At 60.4% G+C, this 14,305-nt stretch carries 18 protein-coding genes (1 of these 18 only partly in view); 12 read left to right on the forward strand and 6 right to left on the reverse strand.

Annotated features, from left to right (window positions below):
* Nucleotides 1-320 carry the 5' portion of a TetR/AcrR family transcriptional regulator gene (locus tag BXA01_RS06970; protein WP_076563678.1) on the reverse strand. It extends 250 nt beyond the left edge of the window, so 320 of the gene's 570 nt are visible here — the first part of the coding sequence; it begins with the start codon at nucleotides 318-320; its stop codon lies off the left edge, out of view.
* A gap of 91 nt (nucleotides 321-411) precedes the next feature.
* Between BXA01_RS06970 and BXA01_RS06975 the strand changes: the two genes are divergently transcribed.
* The gene (locus BXA01_RS06975) at nucleotides 412-1,140 is read left to right on the forward strand and encodes an SDR family oxidoreductase (RefSeq protein ID WP_076563679.1); all 729 of its coding nucleotides are present in this window, start codon (nucleotides 412-414) and stop codon (nucleotides 1,138-1,140) included.
* Nucleotides 1,141-1,181: 41 nt separating this feature from the next.
* Nucleotides 1,182-1,778 (forward strand): 2-hydroxychromene-2-carboxylate isomerase, encoded by a 597-nt coding sequence (locus tag BXA01_RS06980; protein WP_076567683.1) that lies wholly within the window; start codon nucleotides 1,182-1,184, stop codon nucleotides 1,776-1,778.
* Between the two features lie 44 nt (nucleotides 1,779-1,822).
* Here the strand turns inward: BXA01_RS06980 and BXA01_RS06985 are convergent, their stop codons facing one another.
* The 5 genes from BXA01_RS06985 to BXA01_RS07005 form a co-directional block, all read right to left on the reverse strand.
* A complete protein-coding gene (locus tag BXA01_RS06985; protein WP_076563680.1) occupies nucleotides 1,823-3,631 on the reverse strand; it encodes an aminopeptidase P family protein in 1,809 nt (602 codons plus the stop codon).
* Nucleotides 3,632-3,699: 68 nt separating this feature from the next.
* Nucleotides 3,700-4,866 carry an aminotransferase class V-fold PLP-dependent enzyme gene (locus BXA01_RS06990; RefSeq protein WP_076563681.1) on the reverse strand — a complete coding sequence of 389 codons (1,167 nt, stop codon included), beginning with the start codon at nucleotides 4,864-4,866 and terminating at the stop codon, nucleotides 3,700-3,702.
* Between the two features lie 205 nt (nucleotides 4,867-5,071).
* Nucleotides 5,072-5,686: a LysE family translocator gene (locus BXA01_RS06995; protein ID WP_076563682.1), complete on the reverse strand. Its 615-nt coding sequence runs from the start codon at nucleotides 5,684-5,686 to the stop codon at nucleotides 5,072-5,074.
* Between the two features lie 101 nt (nucleotides 5,687-5,787).
* Nucleotides 5,788-6,057 (reverse strand): hypothetical protein, encoded by a 270-nt coding sequence (locus tag BXA01_RS07000; protein ID WP_016770723.1) that lies wholly within the window; start codon nucleotides 6,055-6,057, stop codon nucleotides 5,788-5,790.
* A gap of 101 nt (nucleotides 6,058-6,158) precedes the next feature.
* Nucleotides 6,159-6,521, reverse strand: a complete 363-nt coding sequence (locus BXA01_RS07005) for an antibiotic biosynthesis monooxygenase (RefSeq protein WP_056788591.1) — start codon at nucleotides 6,519-6,521, stop codon at nucleotides 6,159-6,161.
* A 93-nt stretch (nucleotides 6,522-6,614) separates the two neighbouring features.
* Here BXA01_RS07005 and soxR point away from each other — a divergent pair, with 93 nt between their 5' ends.
* From soxR to BXA01_RS07055, 10 genes are all read left to right on the forward strand, one after another.
* Nucleotides 6,615-7,067: a redox-sensitive transcriptional activator SoxR gene (soxR, locus tag BXA01_RS07010; protein ID WP_056788635.1), complete on the forward strand. Its 453-nt coding sequence runs from the start codon at nucleotides 6,615-6,617 to the stop codon at nucleotides 7,065-7,067.
* A 111-nt stretch (nucleotides 7,068-7,178) separates the two neighbouring features.
* Nucleotides 7,179-7,637: a VOC family protein gene (locus BXA01_RS07015; RefSeq protein ID WP_076563683.1), complete on the forward strand. Its 459-nt coding sequence runs from the start codon at nucleotides 7,179-7,181 to the stop codon at nucleotides 7,635-7,637.
* Nucleotides 7,638-7,852: 215 nt separating this feature from the next.
* On the forward strand, nucleotides 7,853-9,052 hold the full coding sequence (locus BXA01_RS07020) for a PepSY-associated TM helix domain-containing protein (RefSeq protein WP_076563684.1): 1,200 nt from the start codon (nucleotides 7,853-7,855) through the stop codon (nucleotides 9,050-9,052).
* The gene (locus BXA01_RS07025; RefSeq protein WP_016770801.1) at nucleotides 9,049-9,591 is read left to right on the forward strand and encodes a hypothetical protein; all 543 of its coding nucleotides are present in this window, start codon (nucleotides 9,049-9,051) and stop codon (nucleotides 9,589-9,591) included. The genes BXA01_RS07020 and BXA01_RS07025 overlap by 4 nt, the downstream gene beginning before the upstream one ends.
* The gene (locus BXA01_RS07030) at nucleotides 9,588-9,926 is read left to right on the forward strand and encodes a hypothetical protein (RefSeq protein WP_076563685.1); all 339 of its coding nucleotides are present in this window, start codon (nucleotides 9,588-9,590) and stop codon (nucleotides 9,924-9,926) included. Before BXA01_RS07025 ends, BXA01_RS07030 begins: the two co-directional genes overlap by 4 nt.
* Complete coding sequence (locus BXA01_RS07035; protein WP_076563686.1) at nucleotides 9,923-10,498, forward strand: DUF6162 family protein; 576 nt, start codon at nucleotides 9,923-9,925, stop codon at nucleotides 10,496-10,498. Before BXA01_RS07030 ends, BXA01_RS07035 begins: the two co-directional genes overlap by 4 nt.
* Before the next feature lie 35 nt (nucleotides 10,499-10,533).
* Nucleotides 10,534-11,463, forward strand: a complete 930-nt coding sequence (locus BXA01_RS07040; protein WP_056788579.1) for a metal ABC transporter substrate-binding protein — start codon at nucleotides 10,534-10,536, stop codon at nucleotides 11,461-11,463.
* Nucleotides 11,460-12,311 carry a metal ABC transporter ATP-binding protein gene (locus BXA01_RS07045; protein WP_076563687.1) on the forward strand — a complete coding sequence of 284 codons (852 nt, stop codon included), beginning with the start codon at nucleotides 11,460-11,462 and terminating at the stop codon, nucleotides 12,309-12,311. Before BXA01_RS07040 ends, BXA01_RS07045 begins: the two co-directional genes overlap by 4 nt.
* Nucleotides 12,311-13,210, forward strand: a complete 900-nt coding sequence (locus tag BXA01_RS07050; protein ID WP_007917717.1) for a metal ABC transporter permease — start codon at nucleotides 12,311-12,313, stop codon at nucleotides 13,208-13,210. The genes BXA01_RS07045 and BXA01_RS07050 overlap by 1 nt, the downstream gene beginning before the upstream one ends.
* Nucleotides 13,211-14,116, forward strand: a complete 906-nt coding sequence (locus BXA01_RS07055; protein WP_076563688.1) for a metal ABC transporter substrate-binding protein — start codon at nucleotides 13,211-13,213, stop codon at nucleotides 14,114-14,116. It begins immediately after the preceding gene.
* The last annotated feature ends 189 nt before the right edge of the window (nucleotides 14,117-14,305 follow it).

Raw genomic sequence — 14,305 nt, forward strand, 5'->3', positions numbered from 1 at the left:
GGCAGCGCGCAACCGATCTCAGGTTGCTCGACGTGGGCCATGCTCAGGTACTGCTTCAGACAACGCTCCAGCCGCTGCCGATCTGCACCGCCCTGGCCACCAAGGCGCTCAAGACTTTCACTCAACTCTCGCTCGACGATGGCAGCGAACAACGCATCCTTGGACGAAAAGTGGCTGTAGAACGCGGCGCCACTCAAACCGATGGCTTTCATCAGGCCATCCACGCCCACCGTGGAAAACCCCGATTTCTTTGCCGACAGCGCGCTGCTTTGCAGCAATCGTTCGCGGGTTTCCGATTTGTGTCCGGCCGAATAACGCATGCCCTCTCCTGAAATAGCTCGCCTTGACGCTGCCCGAATCCTAGCATAACGTTCGTTAACTAAACGATCGTTAACCAAAAAGGGTTCACCCATGAATAACAAGAAGGTCGTGTTGGTTGTCGGGGCCGGCGATGCCACCGGCGGGGCCATTGCCAAACGCTTTGCCAGTGAGGGTTTTATTGCCTGCGTAACCCGGCGCAGCGCCGACAAACTGCAGCCTCTGGTTGACGCAATCATCGCTGAGGGCGGTGAGGCCCATGGTTTTGCCTGTGATGCGCGCAAGGAAGATGACGTCATCGCCTTGATCGAAGACATCGAAACCCGCGTAGGCCCGATCGAAGCCTTTGTTTTCAACATCGGCGCCAACGTACCGTGCAGTATTCTCGAAGAAACCGCGCGCAAATATTTCAAGATCTGGGAGATGGCCTGCTTCTCCGGCTTTCTCAATGCCCGTGAAGTGGCCAAGCGCATGGTGACTCGGCAGCGCGGCACGATTCTGTTCACTGGTGCCACGGCCGGGCTGCGCGGTGCTTCTGGATTTGCCGCTTTCGCCGGAGCCAAACACGGCATCCGCGCACTGGCGCAAAGCATGGCGAGAGAGTTGGGGCCGATGAACATTCATGTCGCCCACGTCGTGGTTGATGGTGCGATCGACACCGATTTCATCCGCAGCAGCTTTCCCGAAAAATACGCGACCAAGGATCAGGACGGCATTCTCAATCCAGAGCACATCGCTGAAAACTATTGGTATCTGCACAGTCAGCCACGGGATGCCTGGACTTTTGAGCTGGACCTGCGGCCTTGGAACGAACGCTGGTAAGCCCTCCCCCCTCATTACAACAATAAGAGAGCGATTTGATCATGACGAAAACCGTGGAATTCTATTTCGACCTCGGCAGCCCGACCACCTATCTGGCGCACACCCAGCTAGCGAAAATCTGCGCCGATACCCAAAGCGAATTGACCTATATCCCGATGCTGTTGGGCGGCGTGTTCAAAGCCACCGGCAATGCTTCGCCGGCAGTGATTCCGGCCAAGGGTCGCTACATGTTTCAAGACCTCGATCGCTTCGCCAAACGCTACGGCGTACAGCTCAGATTCAATCCGCACTTTCCAATCAACACGCTGATACTGATGCGTGCCGTCACTGGCATGCAGATGCGCCAGCCGCAGCGTTTCGCCGAGTTCGTCGATTGCCTGTTCAAGGCGCTTTGGGTAGAAGGCCGTAACCTCAACGATCCGCAAACCGTTGCCGCCGTGCTGACTGAAAACGGCTTCGACCCCCAAGAGATAATGGCGCTGACCAACGATGAATCAGTAAAAGCCGCACTCAAGGAAAACACCGAAGCCGCGATCAAGCGCGGCGTTTTCGGTGCCCCCAGCATGTTCATTGGCGATCAGTTGTTCTTCGGTCAGGATCGACTCGACTTCGTGGAAGAGGCATTGCGCCAGGATTGAAGCCGAGACCCAAGGCACCGCGAGCGGCGCCTTGGGTAAATCGATCAAATGGTCACAGTGCGCTCGTTCAGCCAGCTCAGCGCCGCGCCATCCAGCAATGGACTCAGTCGCTCACGCACTTCGCGGTGGTAGTCGTTCAGCCACTGCTTTTCTTCGTGGGTCAGCAGGTCAGCAATCAGGCAGCGGGTATCGATCGGGCACAGCGTCAGGGTTTCGAACTTGAGGAAGTCGCCGAATTCGCTGCTGCCGGCCTCACGGTTCATCGCCAGGTTTTCGATGCGCACACCCCAGCGGCCCGGGCGATAAGTGCCGGGTTCGATCGAGGTGATCATCCCCGGCTGCATTGCCGTTTGTGGCGCCGGTGCCGCCTGATAGGCAATTACCTGCGGACCTTCGTGAACGTTGAGGAAATAGCCCACGCCGTGACCAGTGCCGTGGCCGTAGTCGACGTTGTCAGCCCAGATCGGCGCACGAGCGATGGCGTCGAGCAGCGGCGACAGAATGCCTTTCGGGAATCGTGCCCGCGACAGCGCAATCACGCCTTTCAACACGCGCGTGCAATCCTGTTTCTGCTCCTGGGTCGGCGTACCCACCGGGACCATGCGCGTGATGTCTGTGGTACCTCCGAGGTATTGACCACCGGAATCGATGAGCAACAGACCATCACCCTCGATCAACGCATGCTCCTCTTCAGTAGCGTGATAGTGAGGCATCGCGCCATTGGCGTTGAACGCGGCAATCGTGTTGAAGCTCAGCGAAACGTAATCGGGACGACGTTCACGGGCAGCGGTAAGTTTCTCGTCGATGGTCAGTTCGGTGATGCGCTCGCGCCCCCACGCTGACTCCAGCCAGGCAAAGAATTCGCACAACGCCGCGCCATCCTGCTCCATCGCTTTGCGGATGTGCTGAGCGTCGGCTTCGCTTTTCTGCGATTTGGCCAACGTAGTCGGGTTGAGGCCCTCGACCAGTTTCACGCCACTGTCCAGGTTATCCAGCAACCCCGTGGTCACTCGCGCCGGATCGACCAGCAGGCTCGCGTCACTCGGCACAGCACGCAACGCATCGGCCACTTCGCTGTAGTCACGCAGCGTCACGCCATCCTGCTCGAGTACCGCGCGCAGATCGCCATCGACCTTGCTCAGCGCCACGAACAGCGTGGCCTGTTGCTGATTGATCAAGGCGAACGAAACAAATACAGGATTGAAGGAGACATCTCCGCCGCGCAGGTTGAACAGCCAGGCGATGTCATCCAGGGTGGCGATGAAGTGCCAGTCGGCACCACGTTCTTGCAAGGTTTCGCGCAATTTCGCGAGTTTCTCGCCGCGGCTGATAGTCGCTTGCGGCGGCAGATGCTGATAGATCGGCGCGTTCGGCAGGCTCGGGCGATCACGCCAGACTTCCTGCAACAGGTCGAAATCGGTGCGCAGGCGAGCACCGCGTGCCTCGAGCTTGCTGCTCAGTGTGCGCGCCGAAGCCACCGCCATTACCGCACCATCGACCGCAACCACGCCGCCCTCGGGGGTTTGCTCGGCCAGCCAGTCCAGCGGGCTCGGTTGCCCCGGTTGCAGCTTGACCAGTTCGATGCCGCTGCCGTTGAGCTCTTTCGTCGCCTGTTCCCAGTAACGACTGTCGGCCCACACACCGGCGAAATCCGCAGTGACGATCAGCGTACCGACCGAACCGTGGAAACCCGACAGCCATTGCCGGCCCTGCCAGTAACCCGGCAGGTATTCCGAAAGATGCGGGTCGGCGGACGGCACCAGCAGCGCATGGATGCCTTCGCGGCGCATCAGTTCACGGGTATGCGCCAGGCGCTGAGGCACCGATCCTTCGGTCAAGGTGTGGGAACTCATCATGTCTCCTGCTAATCGCGTCAACGTTATTGTTCGTAGCCTTCGCGGCCATGGAAAGCGTCTGCTGTTTAGAGCCCTGTCGCCCAGAATGCCGGGGCACTGGCGCAGGCGGTTGTGATCAGGTCAACGGCCTTGTCGACATCCTCAACGGTGGTAAACCGCCCGAGGCTCAAGCGAATGGTGCGCCCCGCCAGCCGCGCATCGTGTCCGAGCGCGAGCAGCACGTGGGACGGCGCATTACTTGCGGAATTACACGCCGACGTCGCGGAAAACGCGATCGAATGGCTCAATGCGGCGCTGTTGAACTCGCCCTCGCTGAAGGTCAGGCTCAGGGTGTGCGGAATACGCTGGGAGGCACTGCCATTGAGGCGCACGCCGGGTAGAGTCATCAAGCGTGCGAGCAAGCGTTCGCGCAAAGCGACAATCGTGTTCTTCTCTTCAACGAACGCGTCGGCGGCCAGCGCGAATGCGGCGCCCATACCGGCAATCTGATGAGTCGCCAGGGTTCCGGAGCGCAGGCCACCTTCATGACCGCCACCGTGGATCTGTGCCTGCAAGCGTTGCTGCGCCTGCGGGCCGACATACAAGGCGCCGATGCCCTTGGGGCCGTAGAGTTTGTGTGCGGAAAACGACATCAGATCCACCGGCCAGCGGCTCAGATCGATCGCGACTTTGCCCGCGCCTTGCGCCGCATCCACATGAAACAACGCCTGCCGACTGCGCACCACTTCGCCAATCGCCTCGACATCGTTGACCGTACCCAACTCATTGTTGACCAGCATCAGCGAGACCAGAAAGGTGTCGTCACGCATCGCTTCGCTGACCGCTTGCGGCGTGATCAAGCCTTGGGCGTCCGGCACCAGATAGGTCACGGCAATGCCCGAGTCCTGCAATTGCCGCGCGGTGTCGAGAATGGCCTTGTGTTCGATCTGACTGGTAATGATATGGCCGCCGGGAATGCCACGGGCCTGAGCGACGCCTTTGAGGGCGAGGTTGTTGGATTCGGTGGCCCCGGAGGTCCAGACAATCTGCTCAGGCTGCGCGCCGACCAGATCGGCAACTTGCCGACGTGCCTGCTCGACCGTCTGCCGGGCCTGCTGGCCGAAAGCGTGGGAGCTGGACGCCGGGTTACCGAAGTTACCGTGAAAACCCAGACACTCGATCATCACCTGGATGACCCGCTCATCCACCGGGGTGGTGGCGGCGTAATCGAAATACAACGGACGTGTGTTCATAAAGGACTCGCAGAGCGTGTTCCGGGATCAGGAGGCTCGTGTCTGCAAACGACAATGCACAGCCTCGTGAGCTGTGCATGGGTTCGAGAGCGTCATCAATACCTGATCGGATGCCGTTAAAGAAGTAGGGCTTCATTTAAAAGTGCGTAGGAACGCTCCTGAAACCGAGCTTAACAGGCATCGGGCCGGCGATTGAAGCAATGCGTCAGTGAAAGCTTTCCAGAAGTAACGGATACAGCGAGATCACCAACAGCGCCGCCATGCCCCAATTGAACACGCGCAACCAGCGCGGATCTTTCAGCACATTGCGCAACAGCGTGCCGCACGCCGCCCACAGGCCGACACTGGGCAGATTGATGATGGCGAACACCGCCGCGATGATCACGACGTTATAGAAATAACCCTGCATCGGCGTGTACGTGCTGATGGCACCGATTGCCATGATCCACGCTTTGGGATTGACCCACTGGAACGCTGCGGCGCCCAGATAGCTGATTGGTTTAGCCTCGCCGTGGGCACTGTCGCCGACCGGGCCGGAGTGGGCGATCTTCCACGCCAGATACAACAAATACGCCGCGCCGACATATCGCAGCACCGTATACAGAATCGGATAGGCCTGAAACACCGCGCCAAGGCCGAAGCCCACCGCTACCACCAACAGGAAGAAGCCGCAGCTGATGCCGAGCATGTGCGGAATGGTGCGGTTGAAACCGAAATTCACTCCGGAAGCCAGCAACATGGTGTTGTTCGGCCCCGGTGTGATCGAGGTGACAAGGGCAAACAGGGCGAAGGCCAACAGCAGATCAAGTGAGAGGTTCATCGAGGCAGTCCATCCAGGGTCATTCAGCTGTTGACCCTATCCCACACGGCCCGGCAAACCCACGGACAGTTAGGGAAAACTTCAAGCAGTACAGTTTGCTTTCAGCTTGGACGACCGTGCAGCTGTATGGCACGTTCGGCACTCATCTCACCCTGTTGGTCGAAGCCAAAAGTCTTCTGCGGCTGACCGAGCAATTGGGCTTTTTTCGCGTGGTATTCGTCGAACGACAAGCCGCTGCGGTTCAGCGCTTCCAGCGCCAGTTCGCGGGATTCTTCAGCGGTGTAAGGGCGCAGCTCGGGCGAAACATGGCCGGCACAACCGGCGAGTACGGAAACAGCGAGCATCAGCGAAACAGTCAGTAAACGGTTCATGGGAGCGTCCTGGCGAGCAATGTGGGGTCGATGGAGAAAGGCTACGCCCGGGCACGCTCGCGCAGAAATCAACGCTCTCAATAGTGGCTATCAGCTTTGCGCTAATACTGGCTGACCGGCAAACGGCAGTGCAGCGCGTCGTCGTGGCTGCGGGCGATACTGCTGTGCACCTGGAACGAATTGAAGGTCACGGTTTTCGCCCGATGGGTGCGGATCAACTGCCAGAAATCCTCTTCGCCGCGTTCGAAACTGCGAAATGCCGCCTCCCCCGCTTCGCGACTTTGCCATTGCAAAAAGCTCAGCACGCGGCGGCCGTCGTCGCTGGCCTGCACGCTGGCGCTGAGAAACCCGTCGTAACGCTGGGCCAGCCCCTCGGTCTGCGTCGCCAGTGCCGAGACCAGCGCTGCTTGCTGGCGGGGTTCGATTTCAAATTCGATCAATTGGGTAAAGCTGCGATTGCTCATGGAAAGCCCCCACTCATCTTGAAGCGAGCCTTGCGACCCGAAGAGCTGCAGGGTAAAACCTCTAGTTAAGTCAAGGTCAAGAGCATTTTCAGCATGATCAGCAAAGACCAGGTGCACAAGCCTCTCACCGTGGGCGAGGTTGCGGCGCGCAGTGGCGTCGCAGTCACGGCGCTGCACTTTTATGAAGCCAAAGGTTTGATCAAGAGTGAACGCAATGCCGGCAACCAGCGCCGCTATCCGCGCGCCGTCCTGCGCCGGGTGGCGTTGATCAAAGTTGCGCAACGGCTGGGGATACCGCTGGCGGAAATCGGCGAAGCGCTGAAGATCCTGCCGCAGGATCGCGCGCCGTCGGCGGCGGACTGGAAAATGCTGTCTGAACAATGGCAGCGCGAGCTCGATGAACGGATCAGGCAATTGACGCTGATGCGCGATCAGCTCACCGGGTGCATCGGCTGCGGTTGTCTGTCCATGGAGGCGTGTCCATTGCGCAATAAAGGCGACATGCTCGGTGACCGAGGGCCAGGCCCGCACTTTCGCGATGAGTGATGACGCTGCTCGTCGGCGAACAATTTGCGCAGCAAGGACGGTTCTATAGTGATTGCTCCGGGTAAATCCGGTGTAACCACATCTGTTGAAAACAAAAACAGGGAGAACGTCATGAGCGTCAAACCCATTCCCGAGGGGTATCACAGCATTACCCCGTATCTCGGCATCCAACAGGCTGCCGAGGCCATCGAGTTCTACAAGAAAGCCTTCAATGCCAGCGAAGTCATGCGCCTGACCATGCCCGACGGCACCATCGGCCATGCCGAGCTGCGCATCGGCGACAGCGCGATCATGCTTGGCACGCCTTGCGATCAGGGGCCGCTGAGCAATCCGCAGCAGGCAGTGTCGATCGGCTTGCACCTGTATGTCACCGATGTCGACCAGTCCTTTCAACTAGCGCTGAATGCCGGGGCGCAAAGCGTCTCCGAGGTCAAAGACCAGTTTTACGGTGACCGCAGCGGTACCTTGAGAGATCCGTTCGGCCATCTGTGGTTTCTCGCCACGCACAAAGAGGATCTGAGCGAAGAGCAGATTCGCCAGCGGGCGATGGAGATGTTTAACCAAGGTTGAGGTTTTTCTACCTCGGATCAACCGGCAAAAATGCACTGCCGATGTAATTGCGAAACATTTACTTTCATATCCGCTTTCGGGATTTTCTTCGCTCATCCGTCTTATAGGAATGCAGGCCGTTCGCGTAGGCAAAAGCCACGAACGGCCTCCCGGGGGAGTTCCGTGCTGCGAAGCCCGTAGCCCGGCCCCTTCCACCGCAATCAAGACGCGCAATCATGTCGAAGAAATTCCGTTCCAAACTGTGGTTCCTGGTGCATAGCTGGCTGGCGTTGCCGATCTGGTTCTTTGTGCTGATCGTCTGTGTCACCGGCACGCTGGCGGTGGTCAGCCAGGAGATTGTCTGGCTGGCCAACCCGCAAATGCGCGCCAGTCAGCCGTCGGACGACGCGCCGCGACTGAGCTACGACCAGATCCTCGCCGCGATCAAACAGGCCGAGCCGCAAACCCTGGTGCAGAGCATCAATCGTCCGGACGAGTCGCACTTTGCCCTCGATGTCGAAGTCAGCTACCCCGACGGGCGCTCGTTGACGGTCTATGTCAATCCGTACACGGGGGTCATTCAGGGCACCGCGCCAGCCTTCGATTTCAAGGCCTTTACCCGCGCCCTGCATGGCTGGTGGCTGGTGCCGTTCACCAATGGCTATAGCTGGGGCTGGTATCTGGTGTCATTGCTCGGCGTGCCGATGCTGGTGTCGCTGATTACCGGGCTGGTGGTGTACAAGCGCTTCTGGAAAGGTTTTCTGCGCCCGACCCTGCGCGTACGCCATGGTGCGCGGATCTTCTGGGGCGACTTTCATCGCCTGTGCGGCATCTGGTCAATCTGGTTCATCGCGGTGATCTCGATCACCGGCATCTGGTTCCTGATCAAGGCGATCCTGTTCGATAACCAGATTTCCATTTCCAGCGAACCGATCATCCCGGCGATGTCCCGCGAAAGTGTGCCGATCTCGGCCGCCGGCACCCCGCCGCCGCGTATCAGCCTGGACCGCGCCATCGAAATCGCCCAGCAGAAGATTCCGGGGCTGGAGGCCAGTTACGTCAATCTGCCTGGCAATGCCTACTCACACATGAGCGTCAGCGGCCGCGGCTGGTATCCGCTGATGTACCAGACCGCAACACTCAACCCGTACAACGGCGAAATGGCCTCCTCACGGTTGCTGTCCGATCGGTCCTCGCTGGAATTCGTCACCGAATCCATGCGCCCGCTGCACACCGGCGACTTCGGCGGCATCTGGATCAAATTGATCTGGTTCTTCTTCGGTCTGTTGCTGAGCATGATGATCCTCAGCGGCCTGCTGATCTGGACCAAGCGCACCGCGTTGGCCACCGCCAATGCGCTGAAACGCGAGGACAAGAAAAACCGCGTCACCGCCCAACCGGCGCTGCGCCGTGAACCTTCGGAGGCGAGCCTGTGAACAAAGCCATCTCGGTCACACCGCCGTCGCGCCTGTCGCGTTTCTGGCACAAGTGGCGCTTCCACATCAATGTTCTGCTGTTGCTGATTCCGCTGGGTTTTATGCCGAAATACTTTGCCGATGCCTCGCTGTTTCGCGGCGACAGTGGCCTGGGCCAACGTGAAATAGGCACGGTTCAGGTCGGCCCGTGGAGCCTGCGCCTGGCCGAACTGCGTGACGAGGCGCCGCACCTTAGCGGTCCGGCCGGCTATATGAAGGATTTCACTGCCGCCGTTTGTGATACCTGTGTCGAACAGGTCAAGGCCACTTACCTGCGCATTGGCAAACCGCGCAGTCTGCGCGCCGCTGGCACGATCTTCTTCGGCACCCCGTACCGCATGGGCACGCAAATGCCGATCCCGGCAAAGACCAAACCTGACGCCGAGCTGTGGATCACCATGGAAGGCTGGGACGGCAGCATGCACCAAGCCGCGATTCCCCTGAGCCAAGCCTCCCCCGCCACGGTTGCGTGGCTGAACAAACAAGGAGCCAAACCATGACTCGCTCACCCCTTCAGACCCGTTTGCTCGCCAGCGCCGCGCTGCTGCTGAGCGCCGGTTTCAGCGCCAGCGCCCTGGCGCACAACCCGATGTGCGAATGCAAAGCCATCGATGCCGAACAGATCAAATGCACCGGCGGTTTCTCCGACGGCAGCGGCGCGCCGGGGGTGACCCTCGATGTGATCGGCTACGACGAAACCATTCTGGTGCCGGGCAAATTGGGTGATGACTCGACGCTGACGTTCAAGAAACCCGGCAGCGAGTTCTATGTGCTGTTCGACGCCGGCCCAGGCCACGTTGTGGAAATCGACCAGGCGGATATCCAAGCCCCATGAGTACCCCGACAACTCAAGTGGTACGTCCGGCCGGCGCCGGCCATGAAACCCTCAACGTGCTGCTGTTGTGCTTGCTGATCCTCGCGGTCGCCGGCTCGGTGGTGGCGTGGCGCGGGGTTTCCCATGAACCGGAGCCGGTCGCCAGCAACCAGTACGACGCCCGCCGCGATCTCAGCGCCGCTGAGCAAGGCATCTATGCCGACCTGCGCGTGACCCTCGACGAAATCCGTCTGCTGCGCGAAGAGCAACAAGCCCTGCCGACGCCACAGGTGCTGGCCGAAGAAGGTTTCGCGCCGTTCGCGCAGGACGCCAGTTCGGTCAGCCGTGGTGGTCACGCATGGCAGATGCTCGCCGATCGTGCCTATTTCGGTCGGAGTGCGACGCCTGATGTCGCCGGTTCATTTCTGATGCGTGTCGGCACTGACGCCAACGCGCCGCCGGACATCTGGCTCAAGCGCAGCGCCGATCCCGCGCCTGCTGAAGATCTGTCTGACGCCGCGCTGTCCGCCGCTGGCTGGAAACAGATCGTCGCGCAATTCGATGCCGGGGTTACCCGCGAACATCGCCATTGATTCCTCGCCTTTATCCGAGAGAAGACTGCTTGCCCATGTCCATTTCATCTCCTCGCCGTCCATTGTTACGCCTGTTTCTGCTTGGCCTGTGCGCCTGCCTGCTGAGCCCGTTGGCCAGCGCCGAGCAAGGCAAACGCCTGCGTATCGGCATCACTCTGCATCCGTATTACAGCTACGTCGCCAACATCGTCGGCGACAAGGCCGAAGTGGTGCCGCTGATTCCTGCGGGCTTCAATCCGCACGCCTACGAACCGCGCGCCGAAGACATCAAGCGCATCAGCGGACTGGACGTGATCGTGCTCAACGGCGTCGGCCATGACGACTTCGCCGACCGGATGATCGCCGCCAGCGAAACACCCAACGTCAAAACCATCGAAGCCAACGAAAACGTGCCATTGCTGGCGGCCACCGGTGTCGCTGCGCGCGGCGCTGGCAAAGTGGTCAATCCGCACACGTTCCTGTCGATCAGCGCCTCCATCGCCCAGGTCAACAATATCGCCCGCGAGCTGGGCAAGATCGATCCGGACAACGCCAAGACCTACACGCAAAACGCCCGCGCCTACGGCAAACGCCTGCGGCAGATGCGCGCCGACGCCTTGGCTAAACTGACCCAGGCTCCGAACGCCGAACTGCGCGTGGCCACGGTGCACGCGGCTTACGACTATCTGTTGCGCGAATTCGGTCTGGAAGTGACGGCCGTGGTCGAGCCGGCCCACGGCATCGAGCCAAGCCCGAGTCAGCTGAAAAAGACCATCGACCAGTTGCGTGAACTCGACGTGAAAGTGATCTTCTCGGAGATGGATTTCCCGTCCAGCTACGTCGACACCATCCAGCGTGAATCCGGGGTGAAGCTGTACCCGCTGTCGCACATTTCCTACGGCGAATACACCGCCGACAAGTACGAAAAGGAAATGACCGGCAACCTCAACACCGTGGTTCGGGCGATTCAGGAGTCGGGAGCATGACGTCGAAAGAAACCCTGATCCCTGACAACACCAATAACCCGGCGGGAGCGAGCCTGCTCGCGAAGACGCCGGATCAGGCAACATCTTCGTTGAATTACGCACCGCATCCGCGAGCAGGCTCGCTCTCACAGGGGATAACCGGGCCATCGCTGGAGTTTGCGGAAGTGAGCCTTACCCTGGGGCGCACGACGATTCTCGACAAGGTCACTTTCCAGGTGCAGCCCGGCAGCGTGCATGCGCTGGTCGGCCCCAATGGTGGTGGCAAGAGTTCGCTGATCAAGACCCTGCTGGGGCAGATGCCGCATCAGGGCCAGCTCAGCCTGCACTGGCCCGGCGAGCCCGGCACCATTGGTTACGTTCCGCAGGCGCTGGAGTTCGATCGCGGTTTGCCGATGACCGTCGACGATTTCATGGCCGCCATGTGTCAACGCCGCCCGGCCTTTCTCGGCTTGAGCAAACACTATGCCGGCGCCATCGGCGAAGCGCTGGAGCGGGTCGGCATGCAGGACAAGCGCAAGCGGCGCATGGGCGCGCTGTCCGGCGGTGAGCGCCAGCGGGTGCTGCTCGCGCAGGGTTTGATTCCGGCGCCGCAACTGCTGGTGCTCGACGAGCCGATGTCGGCCCTCGATGAGGCCGGGATCCAGGTGTTCGAACGTCTGCTGACTGACTGGCGCGCGGCGGGCATCACCGTGCTGTGGATCGAGCATGATCTGGAAGCGGTGGGTCGGCTGGCCGATCGGGTCACCGGTCTCAACCGCCGCGTGCTGTTCGACGCCACACCGCAACTGGCGCTGACCCCTGAACGTCTGCTGACGCTGTTTTCCACCCATCCACGGAGCGCGGTCTGATGAGTTACGAAGCCTTTCGTTTGATGGTTCAGGGTTGGGCGTCTTCCGGTTATCTGCCGGAAGCGCTGGCCTACGGTTTCGTGGTCAACGCCTTGCTCGCGGGCCTGCTGATCGGCCCGGTGCTGGGCGGGCTCGGCACGCTGGTGGTGGTCAAGCGCTTCGCGTTCTTTTCCGAAGCAGTCGGCCATGCCGCGTTGACCGGTGTCGCCATCGGTATTCTGCTCGGCGAACCCTACACCGGCCCGTACGGCAGCCTGTTCGGCTACTGCCTGCTGTTCGGCATCCTACTCAATTACCTGCGCAACCGTACCGGGCTGGCACCGGATACGCTGATCGGCGTGTTTCTCTCGGTGTCGCTGGCACTGGGCGCGAGCCTGCTGCTGATTCTCGCCGGCAAGATCAACGTGCACATTCTGGAAAACGTGCTGTTCGGTTCGGTATTGACCGTCAACGGCAATGATCTGGCGGTGCTGGCGATCGTCGGTTCGCTGGTCATGGCCCTCGCCCTGCCGCTGTACAACCGCATCATGCTCGCCAGTTTCAATCCGCAACTGGCGGCGGTGCGTGGCGTAGCGGTCAAGACCCTGGATTACCTGTTCGTGATTCTGGTGACCCTGATCACCGTCGCCGCCGTGAAGGTGATTGGCGCGATTCTGGTCGGTGCCTTGCTGGTGATTCCGGCGGCAGCGGCGCGCTTGCTCAGTCAGTCGCTGAAAGGGTTTTTCTGGTGCTCGGTGCTGATCGCTACCGTCAGCACCCTGTGCGGGATTCTTGCGCCGATCGTATTCGATCTGCCGATCCCGTCCGGCGCCGCGATCATTCTGGTCGCCGGCATCGCTTTCGCCCTCGCCGCCATTGCGCGCGGCGTCGTCCCCAGCCTGAAAGGGAACCTTGGATAAATGGCTTTTTCATTGCGTAACCTGACTCTGGCCATGGCCCTGTGTGGCGTGGTCTGCACTCCGTTGATGGCGGCTGAAACTGCGAAACCGTTGCGCGTTCTGGCCTCGTTACCGATCACCTATGGATTGGGCGAAGCATTGCTCAAGGGCACGAACGTCAACCTCGAACGTGCGGCGCCGGCCAACCTTCCGGGTAGCCGTCAGACTGCGTATTTCACCGGCCGTGGCGCTCCGGCGCTGAGCAAACTGGCCACCGGCGCGGACGCGGTAATCGGTCTGCGTTCGCTGTGGGCCGATGATCCGCTGTACCCGATCGCGCGGCGCAGCAATATCCGTATCGTCGAAGTCGACGCTGCGCGCCCGGTCGACGGTGCGCTGCCCGGCATCGCCGTGCAGCCGGGCCTGCAGGTTGATGATCTGAACAGTCAGCCATGGCTGGCGAGCAACAACATGGGGCGCATGGCCGATGTGATGGCCGCAGACCTGGTGCGCCTGGCGCCGAGCGCCAAGCCTGCGATTGAAGCCAACCTGGCGGCGTTGAAACAGCGCTTGCTGAAACTCAGCGCGGACACCGAAGCGCGTCTGGCCGAGGCGGACAACCTGAGTGTGATGAGCTTGAGCGATCACTTCGGCTATCTGATTGGCAGCCTCAACCTTGAACTGGCCGGACAGGACGCGAGGCCTGATGCCGAGTGGACGCCAGATGAATTAAAGAAGCTGACAGCGACGCTAAAGGACAATGACGTGGCAGTGGTGCTGCACCATCGCCAGCCAGCGGAGCCGGTGAAAGCGGCGATTGCCGAATCCGGCAGCCGTCTGGTGGTGTTGAGTACCGATGCGGCGGATCCGCTGGCGGAGCTGGAGGGGAATGTGGATTTGTTGCTCAAGGGGTTGAGCGGAGCGTAGTCAGGCTGATACCGAGTCATCGTTCATCGCTGGCAAGCCAGCTCCCACAGAGTTTTTGGCGAACACACATTTGTGATCAACCACAATACCTGTGGGAGCTGGCTTGCCAGCGATGAGACTGTGCAGGCAATACAAATTCAAGACATGAAAAAACCCGCTGACCATCACTGGCCCAGCGGGTTTTTTATG

This window comes from Pseudomonas sp. B10 (genome assembly GCF_900156235.1).
GTDB lineage: Bacteria > Pseudomonadota > Gammaproteobacteria > Pseudomonadales > Pseudomonadaceae > Aquipseudomonas > Aquipseudomonas siliginis.